The following is a 26,536-nucleotide window of genomic DNA, read 5'->3' as shown; positions in this document are numbered from 1 at the left end:
GAATGGACGCGTATGTTACTTGATCCAGCTGTTCCAGTACGACTGCTAATTGTTCAATGGTTGGTGCTTCAAAAATACTGCGCAGTGGAAGCGGTTTGTTCAGCTCCTTGTGAATCTTCGAGGCCAGTGTCGTCGCCCGCAGCGAGTGTCCGCCAATCTCAAAGAAGTTTTCCTTCACACCGACCTGCGCCAGACCCAGCACATCCTGCCAAATTTGTGCCAGTTTCACTTCCACCCACGTCCGCGGTGCGACATAATCGGCTCCAGTTTGCAGGCTACCTTCCGGTGCTGGCAGGGCCTTGCGGTCAATTTTGCCATTTGAACTCAGCGGCATTTGCTCCAGCTGTACAAAGTACGATGGCACCATGTAGCTTGGCAGCTCCCGGCCCAGCTCACTTCTCAGCTCGCTGGCACCCATTTCTTGTCCGGCGACATAGTACGCCACCATTTGTTTCTGGCCCGTTTCATCCGCGCGAGCCGTGACTACGGCTTCGCGTACCGATTCCACTTGCAGCAGCTGCGATTCGACCTCGCCCAGTTCAATCCGGTAACCCCGGATTTTCACCTGATGGTCGATCCGGCCCAGATATTCAATGTTGCCGTCCGGCATCCATCTCGCCAAATCGCCTGTGCGGTACATCCGCTCATAGCCTGCTTCCCCGCCAGCAAACGGATCTTTCACAAATTTCTCGGCCGTCAGTTCTGGACGGTTCAGATAACCTCGGGCTACGCCGACACCGCCGATGCACAGCTCACCCGCAACCCCGATCGGCTGCAATTGCTCCGTGCCTTCCTTCACGATGTACAGACGAATGTTTTGAATCGGTTTTCCGATCGGAATAACTCCATATTCCTCATCCGGTTCACAATCAAAGTACGATACGTCCACCGTCGCTTCGGTTGGCCCATACAGGTTGATTAGCTTTGCTCCGGCCAGGCTCGACACAAGCTGTTGGAACCGTGCGACATGCTGTGGCGGTAATGCTTCGCCACTGGCAAAAACGTGGCGCAGCGTTCCCAGCTTCGCTTGCATCACTTCCCGTGGCTGCTGCTCCACATATTCCAGGAACGCATGCAGCATGGCAGGTACAAAGTGCATCGTACTCACGCCATCGCGAGCAATCGTGTCGACGATGTCTTCCGGGTTCTTTTCCCCGCCGACCGACAGCAGGCTTACCTTTGAGCCGACCAGCGACCACCAGAACAGCTCCCACACCGACACGTCGAACGTGAAGGCCGTCTTTTGCAGAATCGTATCTTCCGCACTCAAGCCATAACGATCATGCATCCACAAAATCCGGTTCAAAACGGAATGGTGCTCCACCATCACGCCCTTCGGTTTCCCTGTGGAGCCGGACGTATAGATGACATAGGCTATATGGTGCGGTCCGGCCAGTGGCTCCAAATTCGAGCCATCTTCGTGGTAAATGTCTTGGCCAGACTGCTCATGACGATCCAGCACCAGCACCTGGCCGTCAAAACTCAGTGATGCTTGCTCGGCCAGATGCGATTGCGTCAGTACCAACTTCGCTTCCGAGTCCTCCAGCATAAAGCGGATGCGATCCGCCGGATAGTCCGGATCGATCGGCACGTAGGCTCCGCCTGCTTTGAGGATCGCGTAGATGCCTACGATCATGTCCAGCGAACGGTGAACCAGTATGCCTACAGGCTGATCCGGTTCAACACCTTCCGCACGCAGCGTCCGAGCCAAACGGTTCGCGCGTTCATTCAACTCCGCGTAGGTCAACGATTCCGCTCCGCACAACACTGCCACCTGATCCGGTGTTCGTGCCGCCTGCTGCTCAAACGTTGCACTTAGCGTCTGATCCTGCGGATAGGCTGCCGCCGTATCTCCCCACACCTGAACGATCTGCGCCTGCTCTTCCGGTGTCACCAATTCCAGCTCATTTAATCGGATATGCGGATTGTCGATAATTTGCTCGATGACATGCAGTACATGTCCTTGCATCCGCTCTATCGTAGACCGGTCGTATACATTGGCGTTATATCTGAACATGATGCGGAAAAGCTCATCGGGCATCACAATCAAGTCCAGATCATAATTCGTTTGCTCAACAACCTCTACATTCGTAATTTCAAAAGCGGACGGACGAACTTCACCCAGCTGCTCAACTTGCTCCTCTACCGGATAATTCTCAAATACCATAATGTGGTTAATCAGATTTTGCTTCTGCTCGGTCAACGCCTGAATTTCATACAGAGGGAAGCTGTCATAGGCTCCCGAGGCCAGTGCCTGTTCCTGCGTTTTCCGCATCACTTCCACAAAAGTGGCATTCCGTTCACTTTGAATCCGAACCGGGATCGTATTAATGAACAAACCGATCATATGCTCTACGCCGGCAATATCTGTTGGACGTCCCGATACGACACTACCGAAAATAACATCCTCATTGTTGTTATATTTCTGCAAAATAAGGCCCCACACGCTCTGCATCAGCGTATTAATCGTGACCTGCTGCTGCTTCGCAATCCGGTGTATGGCTTCGCTCCACGTTGGATCCAGATCTACCGTTATTTTTTCAGAGATATATTCGCTGGTGTCGCTTGTTGTAGTGGATACAGTATGATCTCCGCTGTCCGCCACTTGGTCTTTCGGTGAAGTATCCGATCCAGGTAATAACGTCTGCTGTTCAAAGCCCGCCAAATAGCTGCTCCAATACTCTTTTGCCGCACGTTCATCCTGACGCTCTAGCCATTCGATATATTGGCCATACGGTGTGATAGGAGCAAGCTCTGGCTGCTTCTGCTCCAGCAGCGCAAAGTACGTACCAAACACTTCACCAGTAACCAGCGATAAGCACCAGCCATCCATGACAATGTGATGGAAGCTCCATACCAAGTGATACGTTTCTTCATCTGTTTGCAATACCTGTACGCGCATGAGTGCATCGGTTCCGAGATTAAAGCCTCTAGCTTGGTCCTCCAGTTTAAACGCCTGGATATACGCCTGTTGCTCCGCTTCCTGCATGCCGCGTACATCCTGGAAGGAAAGGTCGCTATCTTTGTGACGGAACACGATCTGCAATGGCTCCTGACTGTGCCCTGTCTCAAACATATGGAAATTCGTCCGCAGCGCTTCATGACGCTGTGTCAGTACATCCAGACTCTTGCGGAAAATTTCAACATCAAAGCTTCCTTTTTGATCAAACGACGCTTGCTGGAAGTAGGCGCCTGACTCCGGCTCCATCAGATTATGGAACAGCATCCCCTTCTGCATAGGCGAAAGAGCATACACATTTTCCAGCTCGCCTACAGAAGAAGTTTGCTCCGTCAACTGTTCCAGTTGTTCCAGTGACAAGCCCTTGAACAATACATCGCTTGGTGTTAGCTCACTCCGCTCTTTGGAGGCACAATGAGCGATCACTTCCTGCAAGCTTTCCTGCAGCAACTGCGCAAAGTTTTCTACATTTTGCTGATGATATACTTTGCGGTCATAGCGAATTTCCAGTGTCAGGGCGCCCGCTGTAACCATTCCGTTCACATTCAAAGGATGCTCCAGTACGGTATGATCACTCATCGGCTCTCCACCTGGATGTGAAGACAGCGTGATATCTCCATTTTCCAAGTCCTGATCAAATTGTCCCAAATAGTTAAAGCTAATTTCAGGCTGCAAGGCAAGGGAATGATGGGCATCATCCTGAGACATATATTTCAAAATGCCGTAGCCAATGCCCTTATGCGGTACATGGCGCAGGTCTTCCTTCACCCGCTTGATTCGCTGCCCTACTTCTGCCTTTCCGTCCACACCCAGCAGCACCGGATATTGGCTTGTAAACCAGCCCACGGTACGGGTGATGTCGATATCTGGAACAATGGCTTCCCGGCCATGTCCCTCCAGATTGACCAGCACGCGCTCTTGACCGCTCCAGTTATATAACGCTGTACCGAGTGCGGTTAACAGCAGATCATTGACCTCGGTGTGGTACGCACGGTGTGCTTCCTGTAGCAGCAGTCGTGTTTCCTGCTCGCTCCAAGCCACGGTCACAATTTCACTGTCTCTCAGCGGATAATGCTGTCCTTCCGCTCTTTCTTGATCCTTAGGCAACGATGCAATTTCTATTTGGGCAAGACGCTGCCAATATTCGCGTTCATCTTCGATGGCCGGACTATTCGCATATTGTGATAAGCGCTCTGCCCAAGTGGAGAACGAGTCCGTTTTATAGGGCAAACGAATGGCTTCTCCACGAACCGCCTGCTCATATCCCGTGGCAAAATCCTCAAACACAATCCGCCACGAAATCCCGTCTACGACCAAATGGTGAATGGCAATCAGTAGATGATCCCCATCCATGCAGCGGAAAAGTCCCAGCTTCACCAGCGGTCCTTCGTTCAGACGAATGGAACCTTGGATGGCATTGGCTTTCGTTTCAATCGCCACCGCCACATCTGCAGCGTCTTCGATACCCGTCAAATCAACAACGTCCAGACTGTATAGCTGACCTTCGTTCAAACCGCGATTCCACGCTTCATAGCCCTGTTCGGTCTGACGGAAGACTATACGTAGCGCATCATGATGCTCCGTTACCTTGGTCACCGTTTGATGCAATGCGGCTTCATCAAAGCCTTGTGCTCTATACAGCATCACCGACTGGTTAAAATAATGCGGCTCTGCCGAGGATTGTCCAAAGAACCATTGCTGAATCGGGGTTAGCTTGGCGCTTCCCAAAACTACCCGCTGATCGGCTGTACGGCTGACCTTGTGTACATAACCACTCAGCAACGAGACAGAAGGATATTGGAACAAATCCTTCATGTCCAGCTTATAGCCCGCTTGCAGCAAACGGGAGGATACCTGGATTGCCTTGATCGAATCGCCGCCCAGATCAAAGAAATTATCCAAAATCCCGACTCTCTTCGTTCCTAATACAGCCTGCCAAATGGACACTAACGTCTGCTCCAGCGCTGTGCGCGGCTCTACATAGTCCGCTCCGCTTTGCAGGCTGCCTTCTGGTGCTGGCAGGGCCTTGCGGTCGATTTTACCGTTCGGTGTCAGCGGCATTTGCTCCAGCTGGATGAAATACGATGGCACCATGTAGTTTGGCAACTCCTCACCCAGTAAACTGCGTAGCTCACCAGCGCTTACATCTCGTTCAGCGACATAGTACGCTACCAGTTGGTTTTGCCCCTGTTCGTCTGCCTGGGCCAGTACGATGACCTCTTGTACGTCCTCCACTTTCAAAATCTGTGCCTCGACCTCACCCAGCTCGATCCGGTAGCCCCGGATTTTCACCTGATGGTCGATCCGGCCCAAATATTCGATGTTTCCATCCGGCATCCATCTCGCCAAGTCACCTGTACGGTACATTCGTTCATAGCCTGCTTCGCCAGCTGCAAACGGATTCGATACAAATTTCTCAGCCGTCAGCTCTGGACGATCCAGATAACCCCGAGCCAGACCCGGACCGGACACGCACAGCTCACCCGCTACGCCCACCGGAGCCAAATGTCCATGCACATCCACCATGTATACCCGATGATTCGGCACAGGGCGTCCGATAGAAATCAGCTGTCCGGCTCTCTCATCCTCGGATACCGGCCAGATGGACGTCGCCACCGAGTTTTCGGTGGGACCGTAGCCATTGTAGTACGCGACCTGATCCTTCCACTTGTACACCAATTCTGTTGAAGATGCAGAACCCGCAGTGAACAGAATACGCAGGTTTGGCATCCGTCCCGGCTCCAGATACACCGCATAGGTCGGCGGCAAAGCGGCCACGGTGATTTGATGATCCGCCATATATTGCTCAAACCGCTCGTAGTTCAAAATCGTTTCTGACGTTGGCACATACAACGTGGCTCCACAGAACAGCGCTTGGAAGATTTCCCAGCAAGCCGCATCAAACGAATAGCTGGCGAACAGCAACGCATGATCCGACGTGCTCATCCGAAGCGTCTGATCAAAATACGTTTTCAGATTGCATAGCCCGTGATGCTCGAGCATTACACCCTTCGGCTGCCCCGTTGTACCCGACGTATAAATCACATACGCCAAATCGTTCGGACCAGACCACGGCTCCAAATTGGAATCATCTTCGTGGTACACCGTTTGCTCCCCATCTAACACCAGCACGTGACCGTCGATAGCTGCTTTGTCCACCAGATGGCTTTGTGTCAACAACAGCTTCGCCCCTGAGTCGTCCAGCATGTAGCGGATACGCTCCTCTGGATACGTCGGATCGATGGGGACATATGCACCCCCGGCCTTCAAAATCCCGAAGATACCTACGATCATGTCCACCGAGCGCTCGGTCATCAGACCCACCAGACGATCCTTCGTTACACCTTGACTACGCAGGGTACGAGCTAATCGATTGGCGCGTGCATTCAGCTCGCGATAGGTCAGCACTTCTCCTTCGAAGAACAGTGCTGTCTGCTCCGGCGTCCGCGCGGTTTGCGCCTCGAACAAGCCATGAATCGTTTGCTCGTTTGGATAGGCTACCGTTGTATTGCCCCAAACCTCGACGATTTGCTCACGCTCCTGCGCGGTTACCATATCCAGCTCATGTACGCGAATGTCCGGCTTCGCTGTCACCTGTTCCAGCAGCTGTACCAGATGACCTCGAATTTGCTCTACACTTTCCCGTTCAAAGGCCAGTGCATTATAACCAAAACTCATGTGAATGGTGTTCCCTGGCAGTACCACCAGGTTAAAGTCATAGTTGGTCTGCTCGACAGACTCGGCTCCGGTGATACTGAAGCTGGACTCATCGTCGTTGCCTAATTGCTCCAATTGTTCCTCTACCGGATAGTTCTCAAAAATAAGAATATGATTGATCAAATCCTGCTTAAGCTCTGACAATCCCTGAATTTCATACAGCGGGTACGTATCATAGGCATGGGAAGCAATGGATTGCTCCTGGGTTTGCTTCATCACGTCTGAGAATAAGCTGTCCACTTGACTGCGGATGCGTACAGGAATGGTATTGATAAACAGACCTATGATGTGCTCCACATTTGGAATGTCTGCCGGACGTCCAGATACCACGCTGCCAAACACCACATCATCTGTGCCATTATATTTTTGCAGCAAAAGGCCCCACACCGTCTGCATCAACGTATTGATCGTTACCTGATAACGCTTGGCTATGCGCTGAATGCCTGCCGTTAGCTCCGCGCCCAAGTCAAAATCTAGACGCTCCGCCTGATATCCTGTTTTGCCCTGAATTTTAGCCTGTGGCAGGCGGGACTGTTCCTCATATCCTTCCAGAACCTTGCTCCAGTAACCTGATGCGGCCTGACGATCCTGCTGCTCCAGCCATTCGATATATTGACTGTATGGCGTTACAGGGGCCAGTTCCGGCTGTTTATGGGCCAGTATCGAAAAATAACTTGCAAACACTTCATTGGTCACCAGCGACAAGCACCAGCCGTCCATCACGATATGATGGAAGCTCCATACAAAACGGTACGAAGCCTCACCTATACGCAAAACAGCGACACGCATCAAGGCATCTTGTGCCAGATCAAAGCCTCTCTGCTTGTCTTTACGCGTATATTCGAGGATGTACTCGTTTTGCTGCTCTTGCTCCATATCCCGCAGGTCTTCCACATAGAGTTCGCTGCGCTTATTGCGGTACACGACCTGCAGCGGTTCATCCTTCCAGCCGCTGTAGAAATTCGTGCGCAGTGCCGTATGCCGCTGCATCAATACATCCAAACTTGCCGCAAACGCATCGATATTAAAATGTCCTTGCAGATCAAAGGAGGCCTGTTCAAAATAAGCTCCCGATTGCGAGTCCATCAGATTGTAAAAGAGCATGCCCTTTTGCATCGGCGTCAGCGCGTATACATTTTCCAGCTCACCTATATGTGCGGCCTGCGCTGCCATGTGTTCCAGTTCTCCAGTCGTCAGACCTTGGAAGGACACATCACTCGGCGTCAGCTCCGGCTGTTCCTGAGCGACACAATGTGTAATCACCTCTTGCAAAGCGGATTGCAGAAGTCCCGCCACACGTTCCAGCGTTTCTTTGCGATACTGCTTACGACTGTAAGCGATCGTCAAGTGCAGCGTGCCTTCCGAGATCATCGCGTTCAAATCCAGCGTGTAGAGTAACGGTGAATGGGCATCCTCTGTCTCCCCTGCGCTATAGGATGACAATGTGATTCCACTATTTTGCACATCCTGATCGACCTGTCCCAAGTAGTTAAAGCTGATTTCCGGTTCTGCTCCAATCGCCTGCGCTTCATCCGACGCGAACGCAGGGGACAGGTAGCGCCATGTGCCATAGGTCAACCCTTTATGTGGAATGCGGCGCAGACCTTCCTTCGTTTCTTTAATCCGCTGGGCCAGCGTCAGGTTGACATCTGTGTCCAGCAGCACCGGATACAAGCTCGTAAACCAGCCTACTGTACGTGTTATATCCACCTCTGGCAGGATTGCTTCCCGGCCATGTCCCTCCAGATTCACCAGCACCTGTCCGGCGCCTGTCCAATTGTGCATCGCCAATCCTAACGCGGTCAGCAGCAAATCATTGACCTCGGTGTTATAGGCGCGATGGGCCTGCTTCAGCAGTTGCTGGGTTTCAGCTTCGGTCCACTCTACCGTCAGCACTTCGCTGTCTGCATTCAAGGAGCCCTCATAGGCAAAATCCTTAGGTAGCGGCGCCGCTTCCGCTTTGGCCTGTTCCAGCTCCTTCCAGTAGACTGTATCCGATGCCTCCGCAGGACGGTTGGCGTAAGACGACAGCTCCCGTGCCCATGTTTGGAAGGAATCCGTTTTATAGGGCAATCGTACCGACTCGCCCTTGATCGCCTGCTCGTAGCCTGTCGAGAAATCTTCAAACAGAATCCGCCACGACACCCCGTCTATCACCAAATGGTGAATGGCTATGAGCAAATGATCTCCCTTTGCTGTGCGGAACAATCCGAGTTTGACCAAAGGTCCTGCGGACAGGTGGATGCTGCTTTGAATTTCATTTGCCTTCGCTTCCATCACTTCCGCATAGGCTACTTGTTCACGGTAGTCTGCGGTTTCCAGCGTATACAACGCGCCTTCATCTACACCGCGTGTCCAAGCCGTATAACCCGAGGAAGTCTGACGGAAAACTGTACGAAGCGCATCATGATGCTTCACGATGTGATCCATGACTTGGCGAACCGCCGTCTCATCAAAGCCCTCGGCACGATAGAGCATGACCGCCTGATTAAAGTGCTGCGGACGCTCGCGCTCCTGCGCAAAGAACCAATGCTGGATCGGAAGCAAAGCGGTTTCCCCGCTCACTTCTCCTTGATCTGCCATACGACTGACCTCGTGCATATGCGGTGCCAGTGTTGCAACCGTTGGATACTGGAATAAATCCTTCATGTCCAGCTTATAGCCAGCCTGGAACGCACGCGATGCGATTTGGATCGCCTTGATCGAATCGCCGCCCAGATCAAAGAAATTGTCCAAAATACCAACAGTCTGTAGTCCCAGTACTGACTGCCAGACCGCTGCCAGAGCACGTTCTTGCGCGGTACGCGGCTCAGCATAATCCGCTCCGGTTTGCAGGCTGCCTTCCGGTGCTGGCAGGGCCTTGCGGTCGATTTTGCCATTTGGACTCAGCGGCATCTGCTCCAGCTGTACAAAGTACGATGGCACCATGTAGCTTGGCAGCTCCCGGCCCAGCTCACTTCTCAGCTCGCTGGCACCCATTTCTTGCCCCGCGACATAGTACGCCACCATTTGTTTTTGGCCCGTTTCGTCTGCACGCGCCATGACCACGGCTTCTCGTACCGATTCCACTTGGAGCAGCTGCGATTCGACCTCACCCAGCTCAATCCGGTAACCCCGGATTTTCACCTGATGGTCGATCCGGCCCAGATATTCAATGTTGCCGTCCGGCATCCATCTCGCCAAATCGCCTGTGCGGTACATCCGCTCATAGCCTGCTTCCCCGCCAGCAAACGGATCTTTCACAAATTTCTCGGCCGTCAGCTCCGGTCGGTTCAGGTAACCGCGGGCTACCCCGATACCGCCGATGCACAGCTCCCCTGCAACCCCGATCGGCTGCAATTGCTCCGTGCCTTCCTTCACGATGTACAGACGAATATTCTGAATCGGTTTCCCGATTGGAATGACCAAATAGGCTTCATTAGGCTCGCAATCGAAGTACGATACGTCCACCGTCGCTTCGGTTGGGCCATACAAGTTGACCAGCTTCGCTCCAGCCAGGCTCGACACAAGCCGTTGGAACCGTGCGACATGCTGTGGCGGTAATGCTTCACCACTGGCAAAGACATGGCGCAACGTACCCAGCTTCGCTTGCATCACTTCCCGCGGCTGCTGCTCCACGTACTCCAGGAACGCATGCAGCATGGCGGGTACAAAGTGCATCGTGCTCACGCCATCGCGGGCAATCGTGTCGACGATGTCTTCCGGGTTCTTTTCCCCTCCCACCGACAGCAAGCTCACCTTCGAGCCGACCAGCGACCACCAGAACAGCTCCCACACCGACACGTCGAACGTGAAGGCCGTCTTTTGCAGAATCGTGTCTTCCGCACTCAAGCCGTAACGAGCATGCATCCATAAAATCCGATTCAGCACAGAATGGTGCTCCACCATCACGCCCTTCGGTTTCCCGGTGGAGCCAGAGGTATAGATGACATAGGCTACATGGTGCGGTCCAGCCAGTGGTTCCAGATTCGAGCCGTCTTCGTGGTAAATGTCCTCGCGATCCAGCACCAGCACCTGGCCGTCGAAACTCAGCGATGCTTGCTCTGCCAGATGCGATTGCGTCAGCACCAGCTTCGCGCCCGAGTCCTCCAGCATAAAGCGGATACGATCCGCCGGATATTCTGGATCGATGGGCACGTAAGCTCCGCCTGCTTTGAGGATCGCGTAGATACCCACGATCATGTCCAGCGAGCGCTGAACCAAAATGCCTACCGGCTGATCCGGTTCAATACCTTCGGCACGCAAGGTGCGTGCGAGACGGTTGGCTCGCTCATTCAGCTCCGCGTAGGTCAACGACTCCGCTCCGCACAGCACCGCCACCTGCTCCGGTGTGTTCGCTACCTGCTGCTCGAACAGCACACTTAACGTCTGATCCTGCGGGTAGGCTGCCGTCGTATTTCCCCACACCTGAACGATCTGCGCCTGTTCTTGCGGGGTTACCAATTCCAGCTCATTCACACGGATATTCGGATTGTCCACAATTTGTCCGATGACATGGTCGATATGCCCCTGGATACGCTCCATAGCAGATCGGTTATACACCAGAGCATTGTATTCAAGCAGGATGGAGATATCCTCGTCAGGCACGACAATCAGGTTGAAATCGTAGTTGGTTTGCTCGGCAAGTTCCACATTGGCAATAGAGAAGCCATTTTGTGCTCTTGTCTCACCGGAACCGCCCACCTGCTTCATCTGTTGCCCGATCGGGTAGTTTTCAAAGACCATAATGTGATGAATTAGGTCTTGTTTTTGTGCAGTCAGTGCCTGAATGTCGTATAACGGGAACGTGTCATAGACACCAGAGGCCAAAGCCTGCTCCTGTGTGCGCTGCAATACTTCTGCAAATGTAGCATCCGGTGCACTGCAAATACGTACCGGAATCGTGTTGATAAACAACCCGATCATATTCTCCACACCCGGAATGTCTGCTGGACGACCGGATACCACACCACCAAATACAACATCCTGATGATTATTGTATTGCTGTAAAATAACGCCCCACACGCTTTGCAGCAAGGTGTTAATCGTGACATGTTGTTGCTTGGCCATTTGGTTCAATGCCGCGGTCCGTTCTTTACCCAACATAAATGGAAGCTTTTCCGAAACATAGCCGGAATGGGAACCCGCACCGCTTCCGTCTGGTTCTTCATCCCGTGCAACTACAGAAGCTTGCGTGTTCTCACCAGGCAACAAGGTTTGCTGCTCAAAACCCGCCAAATAGTCACTCCAATAACGGGTCGCTTCCTGTACATCCTGATCTTCCAACCATTCGATATAGTCACTATACGGCTTGACAAGTGCGAGCTCTGGCTGCTTGTGCTCCAGCAGGGCAACATAGGCACCAAACACTTCATCCGTCACCAGCGACAGGCACCAACCGTCCATCACAATATGATGGAAGCTCCATACAAAACGGTAGGAGCTATCACCCGTGCGGAAGACGGTTACGCGCATGAGCGCATCCTTGCCTAAATCAAAGTTTTGAGCTTTATCCTGGGACACAAATTCAGCTATAGCGTGCTCACGGCCTCGGACATCCTCATAACGGAAGCTCGGATTTTTATGACGATAGACGATCTGCAACGGTTGGCCATACCAACCACTGTAGAAATTCGTCCGTAATATAGCATGTCGGCTAACCAGCAGCTTCAGACTTTCCTCGAATAGGGACGGTTCAAAGTGGCCCTCCAGATCAAAGGTCGCCTGTTCAAAATACACGCCTGTTTCTGCATTCATCAGACTATGGAACAGCATCCCCTTTTGCATGGGGGTTAACGGATACATATTTTCCAGTTCCCCAACCGTCTTGGTCTGCTCCTTAATCGTTTCTAATTGCTCCAGGGTCAGACCTTTTAGCAATACATCACTTGGAGTCAATTCGGTCCGCTCCTGCGTAACACAATGCTCGATCATTTCAAGCAGGTTGGATTTTAACAGATTAGCCAGCATGTGGACGGTGTCCTTACGGAAGGCTTTGCCGTTATACCGAATGTCCAGTTCCAGGATACCGTTCGTTACGATTCCGCTCACATCCAGAGCATATTTCATCTTCGTCCGGGCACTAACGACCGATCCAATCGAGTAAGGAGACCAACGCATATCGCTATTTTGCAAGTCCTGATCAAACTGGCCGAGATAGTTAAAGCTCACTTGTGGCTCGACAAAAGCTTGATATTGACCAAGGTGCCGTGCATCTGCTTGCTGACCAACCGTTTGGCCGGATTCACTCAAATATCTCCATATACCGTAGCCCATTCCTTTATTCGGAATATGACGCAGACTCTCTTTGACCTGTTTGATGCGTCCCGACAAAGCGTGATCACGACCGATGTCCAGCAATACCGGATATTGACTCGTAAACCAGCCTACCGTACGAGAAATGTCCGTATCCGGCAAAATATCCTCACGTCCGTGTCCCTCCAGGTTGATCAGGCTGCGTTCATGGCCGGTCCATGTGTACAGCATCATGCCCAAAGCAGTCAGAAGCAGATCATTCACTTCCGTGTTATATGCGCGGTGTGCTTGCTTCAACAGCCGTTCAGTCTCTTCTTCCGTAAGCTGGACGACCACTGTATCCGTGTCAGCTAGGATAAATGGCTCAGCCTGCGCTTGATCCTCAGGCAAACGCACTTGGTCAGCCCAAGCGGCTGCGTTCAGTTGCTCCCAGTAGGCGTGTTCACTTTCCATGGCTGTGCTATTCGCATACGCGGAGAGTCGCCCAGACCAGGAACGGAAGGAATCCGTTTTGTTCGGCAGCTGAAGCACTTCCTGATGAACAGACTGTTCATAGGCAGTAGCCAAATCCTCGAACAAAATACGCCAGGATACCCCGTCCACCGCCAAATGGTGAATCACTATCAGCAGATGATCCCCATCGGCACAGTGGAACAAACCAGCCTTTAACAGCGGTCCTTCTTGAAGCTGGATACTGCTTTGAATTTCGGTGGATTTCGCTTCAATTGCCGCGCTGAGCATGGCTTCATCCGTCAAATTTCTAAAGTCCAGCACGTCCAGGTGATACAGCTCGCCTTCCTGTATTCTGCGGTTCCACGCTTTATAGCCTTGCTCGGTCTTGCTGAACACCATCCGCAGAGCATCGTGGTGCTCCGTCAGCTTGCCAAGCGCCTGACGCAAAGCAGCTTCGTCAAAGCCCTGCTCCCGGTGCAGCATAACGGCCTGATTAAAGTGATGCGCATCCACTTGCTCCTGTGCAAAGAACCCGTGCTGGATCGGAAGCAACGCCGTCTCTCCGCTCACTTCTCCCTGATCTGCCATACGACTGACCTCGTGCATATGCGGTGCCAGGGTTGCGACGATGGGATAGCGGAACAAATCCTTCATGTCCAGCTTGTAGCCTGCCTGGAACGCACGGGACACGATTTGAATCGCCTTGATCGAATCGCCACCCAGGTCAAAGAAATTGTCCAACATTCCGACGGTTGGCACGCCTAGGACGGATTGCCAGACCGCTACGAGTGCCCGTTCCGGTGCAGTGCGCGGCTCTACATAATCCGCTCCGCTTTGCAGGCTGCCTTCCGGTGCTGGCAGGGACTTGCGGTCGGTTTTACCGTTTGGTGTCAGCGGCATCTGCTCCAACTGAATGAAATACGACGGCATCATATAGCTCGGCAATTCCCGCCCCAGCTCATGTCTCAGCTCACCGGCGCCAAGCTCTTGACTCGCGACGTAGTACGCCACGAGCTGTGTTTGGCCCGTTTCGTCCCCACGGGCCATGATGACCGCTTCTTGTACCGACTCCACCTGCAACAGCTGCGATTCGATCTCGCCCAGTTCGATCCGGTAGCCCCGGATTTTTACCTGATGGTCCATCCGCCCCAAATATTCAATGTTGCCGTCCGGCGTCCATCTTGCCAAATCGCCTGTATGGTACATCCGCTCATGGCCTGCCTTGCCACCAGCAAATGGATTATTTACAAATTTCTCAGCCGTCAGTTCTTCACGTTTCCAATACCCACGGGCTAATCCTTCCCCTGCAATACATAACTCGCCCGGCACACCGACGGGCTGCAACTCTCCACTCGCATTCATGATATAGATTTGGGTATTCGCGATGGGACGTCCGATATTAATGTCTTGAGCATGGGTCAGTTCCTGTACGGCCGACCACACCGTCGTTTCTGTAGGTCCGTACATGTTATAAATGCGGGGACCGTTTATTTCTTGCAGTGCTGCGAGCAGCTTGGACGGAAGGGCTTCACCCCCGACCATAATGACCTTCACGTTTCGCAGCGCGCGGGAACCTGCTTCATGACCCAGCAGCATTTGCAACCGGGATGGGGTCATTTGCAACATCTCAATAGAATGTTGAGTAATCAACTCACCAAGCGCCTGCGGATTCACCTGATGCTGGCGGTCGCCAAGCACAACAGACATTCCACCCAGCAGGGGCAGGATGGTTTCCAAGACGAAAATATCGAATGAAATGGTCGTGAGTGACAAAATGGTTTGGCTCGTTTCAAAGTCAATGGCTTCGCGCATCCCGGTAATAAAGTTGAGTACCGAGCGATGCTGGAGCATAACTCCTTTCGGATTTCCAGTCGAACCCGAGGTATAGATGACGTAAGCCAAATGCTCTGGGCGGGCAATCGTCTCCAGGTTGCTACTTTCTCCCTGATACAATGCTGCATCCTCAAGAAACATGGTATGGGCATGGCAATGGTGCTCTTCTGCCAGCTCACGACTGGTCAGAAGCACTGCGGCCTCGCTGTCTTCCAGCATGTATTCAATACGAGAGGACGGAAATTCGGGATCGATTGGCACATAAGCACCACCTGCTTTGAGAACGGCCAGGAGACCTACAATCATTTCCACTGAGCGCTGCACCATCAGACCCACCAGCTTGTCAGGTCCTACTCTCTGGGCTTGAAGCATTCGGGCCAATGAGTTTGCCCGTTCATTCAGTTCCCGATAAGTCAGACTCTGATTTCCAAACACCAATGCCACTTGGTCTGGCGTACACTCCACCTGATCCTCGAACAGCTGATGGATCGTCTGTTTGGACGGAAATGCACAAGCAGTGTCATTAAATGCCGCTGTAATCTGTTGTTTTTCCGCTGCTGTGACCAATTCCAACTCTTCAACCCGAACATTTGGGTTGAGCGAAATTTGCTCCAGGAGGCGAGTAAAATGTCCATACAGACGCTCAATGCCTTTCCGATCAAAACAGAGCGTGTTATACATAAAGCGAATCTTTATGCCTTCTCCCGGCATAACGGCTACGTTCAGATCGTAGTTGGTTTGCTCTGTAGCCACCACATTCGAAATCGTGAACGGTTCCTGTCCTTGGCCTCCCAGCTGCTCTACCTGCTGCTCCACCGGATAATTTTCAAATATCATAATATGATTGATTAAATCCTGCTTCTGCTCGGTCAGTGCCTGAATTTCATACAGCGGGAACGCATCATAGGCATTGGACGCCAGCGCTTGCCGCTGTGTTCGTTTCATCAGCTCGTTAAAGGCTTCGCCCTCTTCAGACTGCACACGCACTGGAATCGTATTAATAAATAGCCCGATCATGTGCTCCACACCTGGAATATCGCCTGGACGACCAGACACTACGCTACCGAACACGACATCCGAACTGTTGTTATATTTTTGCAACAGAACGCCCCATACGGTCTGAATCAACGTGTTGACCGTCACCTGATTTTGCTTCGCCACCCGTTCGATCTGAGCAACCAGCTCCGGCTGGAAGTCACATTCCAGATCTTCAGCAACATATTCCCCATCTTGCATCGATTTAGGCTGTGTTTTTTGCTGAGGAAGCGTAATTTGCTGCTCGTAGTCTGCCAGATATCCACGCCAGTATTGCAAGGCTGCCTCACGGTCCTGACGCTCCAACCATTCAATAAATCGACTAAACGGCGTGACAGGCTCCAGCGTTGGCTCATGACCCGCACGCAGTGCCAGATAGCTACCGAATACCTCCTGTGTCATAAAGGACAAGCACCAGCCATCCATCAAAATGTGATGGAAGCTCCAAACAAAGTGGTACGTATCATCCCCGGTTTGCAAAATGGAGACACGAATGAGTGCATCCTCTGCAAGATTGAATCCTTTCGCTTTATCCTCGATGACAAAAGCTTCAACACAAGCTTCTCGTTCCTCTTTTTCTAGTCCGCGCAAGTCTTCATAATATAATTGCCCGCTACGATTACGGAAGACGACCTGCACAGGTTCATCCTTCCATGAACTGATAAAGTTCGTCCGTAACGCCTCATGACGCTGTACGAGCAAATCAAAGCTTTTGCTGAAAGCAACCACATCAAAACGTCCATTCAATTCAAAGGTTGCCTGCTCAAAATAAGCTGCCGAACTCTCATCCATTAGACTGAAGAAGAGCATGCCATTTTGCATCGGCGTCAAAGCATACACATTTTCTAGTTCACCCATATCTTGTGTATCTTTCACCAATTGCTCCAGCTCGTCCAGCGTTACATGTTTTAACAAGACATCACTTGGGGTCAACACCGTTCTTTCCTGCGCAATGCAATGGCTAATCACCTCACGCAAGCCGGATGCCAGTAGTTCTCCAAGCCGTGCAATCGTTTCGTGCCGGAATTGTGTGGTACCGTAGCGAATAGTGAACATCAGCTCGCCATCCTCGATTAATCCATTGATATCTAGTGCAAAATCCATAGCCGCGTTCGTGCTAACAGGCACACCGATGGAATAGGAGGAAGGCTCCAGATCGTTGCCTTTATAATCCTGATCGAATTGACCCAGATAGTTAAAACTGATCTCAGGCTGAGTCTTTAACTGCACGCCTGCTTTCTCCAGAACATTCATATCTGACAGGTATCGCAAAATACCATAGCCGATGCCTTTTTGCGGAATATGACGCAGCCCTTCCTTGACCCGTTTAATCAGCCGAGCGGTATTTCCACCTTGTCCCAGACTTCCATCCAGTACAACCGGAAATTGGCTCGTAAACCAGCCGACTGTGCGCGTAATATCCACGTCGGGTACAACGGCTTCCCGTCCGTGGCCTTCCAGGTTGACCAGCACTCGTTCGGAACCAGACCAGTCATAGACGGCTTTTCCGAGCGCAGCCAGCAACAGGTCGTTCATTTCCGTGTTGTACGCGCGATGAGCTTGTTTGAGTAGCTGCTCGGTTTCCTGCTTCGTCCAGCGGACCGTCACAACCTCGCTGTCTCCGAGCAGTGCATTGTCATTCGCAAAATCCTTCGGCAAAGGCTTCGCGAGGCTGGCTTCCGCCTGTTCGATATGCTGCCAGTATGCAAACTCCCGCTCCATCGTCACACTATTTGCGTAGGCTGACAGCTGTTTGGCCCATACCTGGTAGGAATCTGTTTTATGCGGCAGTTGAATAGCTTTACCCGTTTTACCTGCAACGGCCTGCTCATATCCGGCTGCCAAGTCCTCCAGCAAAATGCGCCACGATACACCGTCCACAACCAGATGATGAATCACGATTAGCAAATGGTCGCCTCCAGCGCAATGGAACAGACCGAGCTTCACAAGCGGACCCTCGCTCAAATGAATGCTGGCTTGAATTCCACTCGCCTTGGCTTCTACAGCGGTGGATTCGTCTTCAACTCCGCTAAAATCTACGATGTCCAGTGTGAACAGCTCGCCTTCCTTTACACTGCGGTTCCAGGCGGCATAGCCTTGCTCCGTCTCACGGAATACAGTGCGCAATGCGTCATGATGCTGGACAATGCGTTCCATCGTACAGCGCAGCGCGTCGACGTCAAAGCGCCCTGCTCGATACAGCATCATCGCCTGGTTGCTGTGGTGCAGGTCTACCGGCTGTTGCTCGAAGAACCACCGTTGAATGGGTGTCAGATCTACCTGGCCTACTGCCTCTTCCTGACTGGCAATCTTGCCATCTGTACGAAGCAAAGGACTGAGTGACGCTACCGTCGGATTGCTGAACAAATCCTTCATGTCCAGTCGATACCCTGCTTGCAGCAAGCGGGATGATACTTGCAGCGCTTTGATCGAATCGCCGCCCAGTTCAAAGAAGTTATCCTGCGTGCCTACCGTTTCCACGCCCAGCACCCCGGCCCACACTGAAGCTAAAACCTGTTCTACCGTAGTACGTGGAGCCACATAGGCTGCGCCGGTATGGATGCTTCCTTCCGGTTCCGGCAAGGCCTTGCGGTCGATTTTGCCGTTGCTGGTCAGTGGCAAGGTCTCCAGACGCATCAAGCGTGTAGGTACCATATGTGCTGGCAGTCCTGCTTCCAGCTCGGCCTGTACCTCCTCGATCTGCAGCTCGGATTCTCCTGTGATATATCCGCACAAATACTTGTGTCCACGTTCGTCCGTCCGGTCAATGACTACCGCTTGACGCACACCTGGCACCCGCTGAATTGCCGTTTCAATCTCGCCCAGCTCGATCCGGTAGCCCCGAATTTTCACTTGATAGTCCATCCGGCCGATAAAGTCCACATTGCCGTCTGGCATCCACCGCGCCAAGTCACCTGTGCGGTACAATCGTTCACCCGGTACATACGGATTTGCTACGAATTTCTCGGCCGTCAGATCCGCACGGTTCAGGTAGCCCCGTGCTACCCCGGCACCGCCAATGCACAGCTCGCCCAGCACACCGATCGGTACCGGATTCAGCTGGCTGTCCACGATGTAGAAGCGCGCATTCAGCCACGCCTGACCAATCGGCACACTGCCGCTGTCCGGCAGCTTCGACAGTTCTTCGTCGTAGAAGCTGGAGTCGATTGCCGCTTCCGTGACTCCGTAGCTGTTCATAATGCGAATATCTGCGCCAAACCGTTCCTGCAGCACCCGATAATCTGTCACGTTGCAGCTATCCGAGCTGGTAATCAGCAATTCCAGACTACTCATGTCCAGTCCCTGTTCATGCACATGCTGCATAAACGGTACAATCAAGGCCGGGGTCGATTCGAACACCGTAATCTGATATTCGCGAATCCAGCCGTATAGACGGCTTGGGTCAATGCGATCATCTTTCGGACAGATGACCATTGTGCCACCGTTATAAAGCGTCCGCGCGATATCCCCGACGAATACGTCGAAGGAGAAGCTTGCCAATTGCAGCAGCCGTACCGGGAACTGGTTCAGACGGTAATCCCGGCGATACGCCGCAGCTGTATTCACCAAGCTGCGATGCTCAATCATGACGCCCTTCGGACGTCCCGTTGTCCCGGACGTGTAGATCACGTACGCCAGATCCTGCGGCTCATTGATGTGCTCCACATCCGTGGGATCCCCGGTGTACAGCGACTCATCGTCCAGCGCCAGCACGGCATGCAGACGCAAGTTCGCTGCGGATTCGGATGCTGCTTCGCTGTCAGATGGCGAATCTGATTTCAAGCTTAATCCCTCATTAAGGCTGTCTCTTTCCATCGTTTCAATGCTAACCGCCGTTTCCAGCTCACCTTCAGCCTTTCCTTCGGCCAAAGCCCATCGGCTTTCATTCAGCCATGCTTGGGCACGCTCCTGCAAACCTGTTTGCGTAAGCAGCACCGTAGCACCGCTGTCCTCCAGCATAAAGCGGATACGGTCAGACGGATAATCCGCATCTAAAGGTACATATGCACCTCCGGCTTTCCATACCGCCAATACGCCGACCAGCATGTCCACCGAGCGCTCGCTCAAAATACCAACAATGGATTCACGCCCAATGCCTTCATTCCGCAATCTACGAGCAAGTTGGTTCCCACGCTCGTTCAGCTCGCGATACGTAAGTTGCCGCTCCTCGTATACAACTGCCACGTGATCCGGCACAAGCTGCGCTTGTTCTTCCACATAGGCGTGAAACAACCCTTCTGATTGCTTTTCATCACTCCATGCAGATACGCCCACTGATCCAAAACCGTCGATGATTTTCGCTTTTTCCGAAGCAGTCACCAACTCAAGCTCATCTACCAGCGCATCTGGTCTGTTAATCGCTTCTTCAATAATATGCAGCAAATGCCCGCGGATTTGCTCTATAGCTGTACGTTCCAATACTCGCGCGTTGTACTCTAAATGGACATGAATTTCATCACCCGGCACAACCGTAATGTTGAAATCATAGTTCGTTTGCTCCGATACGGAAGCATTTGTAATTGTAAAACCATTCTCACCACGGCTACCCATTTGCTCCATACGCTGTTCCACTGGGTAGTTTTCAAACACCATAATATGGTTCACCAGGTCCTGTTTTTGCTCTGTCAGGGCCTGAATTTCATACAACGGATAGGTTTCATAAGCACGGGAAGCCAGTGCCTGCTCCTGTATCTGCTTCATTAACGCAGCAAACGTAATATCTTTCTCACTGTGAATCCGTACAGGAACCGTATTAATGAACAAACCAATCATTTTGTCTATGCCCGGAATATCCGCTGATCTGCCGGATACGACACTGCCAAATACAACATCCCGACTGTTGTTATACCGTTGCAGCACAACGCCCCATGCTGCTTGCAGAAGGGTGTTGACCGTCACTTGCTTTTGCTTAACCAGCTTGTTCATCCGTTCCGTCACTTCGCGGCCCAGTGTAAACGAAAGCTTGTCCGCTTCATATTCTTTAGCGTGACCGTCCAGCTGTTTTGCCTGCGGCAATACCGTCTGCTGCTCGAAACCAGCAAAGTAATCACTCCAGAACCGTTCAGCCTCCGCGTTGTCCTGTCGCTCCAGCCATTCAATATATTCGCTGTATGGCGTTATCGGGACAAGCTCCGGCTTGCGGTCTTCGAGGATGGCAAAGTACGTATTAAATGCTTCCCCCACAACCAGGAACAAGCACCAGCCGTCCATCAAAATATGGTGGAAGCTCCATACAAAACGGTACGACTCCTCGCCTGTACGCAAAACAGACACCCGCATCAGCTCGCCTGAGCTGAAATTAAAACCTTCGACTTTGTCACGCTCAGCAAAATCAGCAATGTATGCGCCCTGCTCTTCTTGTCCCATTGAACGCACATCTTCAAAACGGAACCCGGCATGTTTGTGGCGGTACACCACCTGTAAAGGCTGCTCATTCCAGCCGCTATAAAAATTAGTTCTGAATATTTGATGTCGATCCACCAGTTGATTTAAGCTTTCGGCAAAAGCCTCCACTTGAAAGCTGCCTTGCAGATCAAATGTCGCCTGCTCAAAGTACGCCCCGGATTTCGGCTCCATTAAGCCGTGGAACAGGATGCCTTTTTGCATGGGTGTGAGCGAATAAATATTTTCCAGTTCTCCCGCAGCAGCCGTCTGCTCTACAATATGATCCAGCTCTCCAGCCGTCAGTCCTTGGAAGGACAAATCGCTTGGCGTCAGCTCTGGCAACTCTTTTTCCACACAGTGAGCCAATACCTCACGCAAGCTCTCCTGAAGCAGATCAGCCAGCTTTTTGATTGACTTTTTCATGAACATTTTGTTGCTGTAGCTGATCGTCAACTCCAGTGCACCGTCCGTGATCATGCCGTTGATATCCAGAGCATACCGCTTGGTTAACGTGTCACTAATGGAAGCTCCGATGGAATAAGGAGACATGCGAAAGGCATTATTCTTTAAATCCTGATCGAATTGTCCGAGATAGTTAAAGCTGATTTCCGGCTCGGCGACAAAAGCGGCTTCCCCTTCCCTAGGCGCAGAAAGATATCTCAAAATCCCGTATCCAATCCCTTTATGCGGCAAACGGCGCAGTCCTTCTTTGACGTTCTTGACACGCCGTCCCACATTCTGTTTCTCGCCCATATCGAGTACAACCGGGAATTGGCTGGTAAACCAACCGATCGTACGCGTAATGTCTACATCCGGCAAAATGGCTTCCCGTCCGTGCCCCTCCAGATTTACAAGCACCTGACGGATGCCTGCCCACTCCTGAATTGCAGTGCCCAGAGCTGTCAGCAACAGGTCGTTTGCTTCCGTATTGTAGGCGCGATGAGCTTGTTTCAAGAATTGTTCCGTTTCTTGTACCGTCCACGCTACTGTCAGTGTCCGATCATCGCGAAGCTGTGGCTTAGCCTGAGATTTACGAGTGTAATCTTTAGGCAAGGATGTCTGACTCTTCCCTGCTTGCTCAATCTGCTCCCAATACGCACGCTCATTCTCCAACGCTCCACTGTTCGCATAAGCGGATAGCTGATCTGCCCACAGACGGAAGGAATCCGTTTTGTTGGGTAAACGGACAGACTCGCCCTGTAAAGCCTGCTCATAACCGGATGCCAAATCCTCCAGTAAAATACGCCAAGACACGCCGTCGACCACAAAATGGTGGATCGCTACCAACAAATGGTCTCCATCGGTGCAACGGAACAGACCCAGCTTCACCAAAGGGCCTTCATCTAGACGGATATTGCTTTGAATTTCGCTGGCTTTGTCCTCCAGCAAATGAGCAAAGTCAGACTCATTTGTAAAATCAACTACTTCGAGGCTGTACAATTCTCCTTCTTGCACGCCACGGTTCCATGCTTCATACCCACCGTCCGCATTTTGGCGGAATACGATGCGCAAAGCATCATGGTGCTCGACAATGCGTTGCAGTGCCTGACGAAGCGCCGTTTCATCCAATCGATCCTCACGATGCAGCATCAGAGCCTGGTTATAGTGTTCAGGATTGGATGGCTGCTGTTCAATGAACCAGTGTTGAATCGGTGTCAATGCCACGTTTCCACTGACTTCTCCTTGATCGGAAACACGGCTCACCCGCTGCACTCGTCCATTCAGCTCAGCAATCGTCGGATACTGGAACAACTCCCTCATTTCCAGCTTGTAACCATTTTGCAGCAGTCTTGAAGACACCTGGATGGCCTTAATCGAGTCGCCCCCCAGATGGAAAAAGTTATCCAGCACACCAATATGCTCAATACCAAGTACAGATTGCCACACAGACACTAGCGTACGTTCTACCTCATTACGTGCCGCTACGTAATCCTCACCGGAATCCACGCTTCCTTCTGGTTGCGGCAATGCCCGACGATCCACTTTGCCATTTGGTGTCAACGGCAATTGCTCCAACTGCACAAAATATGACGGTACCATGTAACCCGGCAATTCTTGGCTCAAGGCGCTTCGCAGCTCGCTAGCCGCGATATTCGCAAGGGTGACTACATATGCACAGAGCTGCTTTTGCCCCTGCTCATCCTCACGTGCAATGACGGCGGCTTCTTGCACCGCCTCCAGCTTCAGCAGCTGTGCTTCCACCTCGCCCAACTCAATCCGGTAGCCCCGGATTTTCACCTGTGCGTCAATCCGTCCTTTGTATTCCAACGTCCCGTCCTCATTCCAGCGCACCAAATCGCCTGTGCGGTAGCAGCGCTCTCCGCTGCGGAACGGGCTGTCTACAAACTTTTCAGCCGTTAAATCCGGACGGTTCCGGTAGCCACGTGCCACCCCGTCGCCGCCGACGATCAACTCCCCCCATGCCCCGACAGGCTGAAGCTGCATGGAACGGTCTACGACATACGCTGTCGAGTTGTGAATCGGACGCCCAATCGGCACCGCTTCCAATTGCACGCTGGCAATCGCATGAGTTGTAGAAAAAGTTGTATTTTCTGTCGGCCCATAGCCGTTAATGATCCGCAGGGACGGATGAGCCTCCAGCACCCGGTTAATGTGCGGTACGGACAGCACATCACCACCGACCAGCAGTTCTTGTACCCCCTCGAACAGCTCCAAGTCCTGCTGAGATAGCTGGTTAAAGAGCGGCGCAGTCAGCCACATTGTCGTGATACCATGGTTGCGCACGGCTGCCTTGAGCTTTGGAGCGTCCAAAATGACATCCTGACTTACCAGCACGAGCTGTCCACCATTCAATAGCGCACCCCAAATTTCGAAGGTGGACGCGTCAAAGACAACGGCGCCAGTTTGCAAAATGCGTGTATCAGCATCTAATTGCGCATAGTTTGTACTTTTCACCAAACGCACGACATTGCGATGTTCTACCATAACCCCTTTGGGCTGTCCGGTCGTGCCCGAAGTGTACATCAAATAAGCTAGTCGGTTTCCAAATTTACGTTCTTGTTCTCCAGCAGTGCTGTCTACGACAGACGAGGATGATTCATTTAAAATCTCATTTTTCAGATTAGTATAATCGGTATAATCCGCATGATAAGCCTCGTTTTGCTCCCAATGTACGGTATTCAAGCCTTGGTCATTCTCTGCCCCGTACACCTTAGCATCGCTCAGATCCAGTACGATTCCGGTGTATTCCTCCAGTTGCTGTTCTGCATGCTGCACCAGCAGCAACTTCGCCCCCGAATCTTCCAGCAGGTAACGGACACGTTCAGCCGGATAATCAGGGTCAATCGGCACATATGCGCCGCCCGCTTTGAGAATCGCCAACATGCCGACAATCATATCGGTGGAACGCTCAGCAACGATACCTACAGTTTGCTCGGCGGTAACACCGTGTCCGCGCAACGTGTGAGCCAGTCGATTTGCTTTTACATTCAGTTCGCCATAAGTTAAACGGGCATTTCCGAACACGACTGATGTCTGATTCGGTGTACGTTCAGCCTGTTCCTCAAACAACTCATGAATGCCTGCTTCGTGTGGATATTCCACCGCAGTAGCATTGAATACGTCGACGATTTGTGCCCGTTCTTCCTCACTGATCAGCGACAATTCCTGTATCCGCTTGTGTGGGCCCTGCACCATATGCTCCGCCACACTCAAAAATTGTCGAATAATTCGAGCAATTTCCTGTTCACTAAACAGCTCGGTACGATAATCTAGGTACAGCACGAGTCTATCGTCATCCAGCATTTCAACCATGTGAATATCGAAGTCGTTCACCGTATCTCCGCAGAAATCGTTATCTACCTGCTGAATGGCTTCATCAAACCGGGAGAAACTCAATGTACGATACTGGATGGAAGCACCAAACAGACGCTGAATGTCCAGACTGCTTTGCTGTTCACGCAAATCCTGAATAATTTTGTTGTATGGGTAACGCTGATGCCGCAAAATGGACGCCTGCTCCTTCCCTACACCTTGCAGGAAGGTCAGCAGTTCGGATTCTGGTTCGACCAACAGACGCGTAGCCACGGTGCTGACGAACATACCGATGGTATCCTTTTCCTTCTTAGACGTACGGTTGGCATAGAGTGTCCCCACGGTTAGGTCCTGCTCTCCCGTCACTTTATGCAAATAAATATACAGAGCCGCCAGGAAGAACGTGAAAATACTAATTTTATGTTCCTCGCAAAAAGCCGTAACACCACGATACAACTCATGTTCCAGTATAAAGCTCTCCCGGCGTGCAGCTGTGCTCAGTGTCAGCGGGTTATATGATTTCAAACCTGTAGTCTCTGGCAAATCGGCAAACTTTTCTGTCCAGTACGTTTTATCCTTTTGGTAACGGTCTGATTGCTCATAGCTTTGCTCTACCTGGATAAAATCCAGATATGGATTGCCTTTGGTCGGTGCATCTTGACCTGTACCATGCACAATATCCATATAATGTCCGGTGATTTCATTAATGGCCTGATTCATGGACACGCCGTCTGAAATAATATGATGCATTTTAAAATTAAACCATGTTTCTTCTGCTGCGAGCTGCAAGATAACAAATCGGTACAGCTGCGAATCCAACAATGAGAATGGCTGTGGATTATGGCGCTTTAACCATTCCTTTGCTTCTTCCGGGGTAACTTGGAGCGTTTCTATACTTTCCGCCGTAAACGGCTCTACATATTGATATGGAATCCCATCCTGAGCAGTGATCTTGATACGGAAAGAATCATTTTGGGCAATCACCCGGTTCATTGCTTGTTGCAAGGCATCTATACGAACAGTTCCCCTGATTTTTACTGTTGCAATAATTGTTGATGTGTTCCGATTAGGATACAGAAGCTCCGTATACCAAATCCGTTGCTGTGGCTGGCTTAGCGAAAATAATTGAACATCTTGCTGTGTCAT

1 protein-coding gene (running past one end of the window) is annotated in these 26,536 nt (G+C 51.7%); it reads right to left on the bottom strand.

Going from position 1 to position 26,536, the window contains the following annotated elements:
- Nucleotides 1-26,536 carry the 5' portion of a non-ribosomal peptide synthase/polyketide synthase gene (locus tag ACUUJN_RS11825; RefSeq protein WP_484669663.1) on the bottom strand. Its footprint begins 15,719 nt before the window's first position, so 26,536 of the gene's 42,255 nt are visible here — the first part of the coding sequence; the start codon lies at nucleotides 26,534-26,536; the stop codon falls past the left edge of the window.

The organism is Paenibacillus sp. LRG-1 (genome assembly GCF_057220305.1).
The sequence above is the reverse complement of the archived record's forward strand: the minus strand, read 5'-3'. Positions and strand labels throughout refer to the sequence as shown.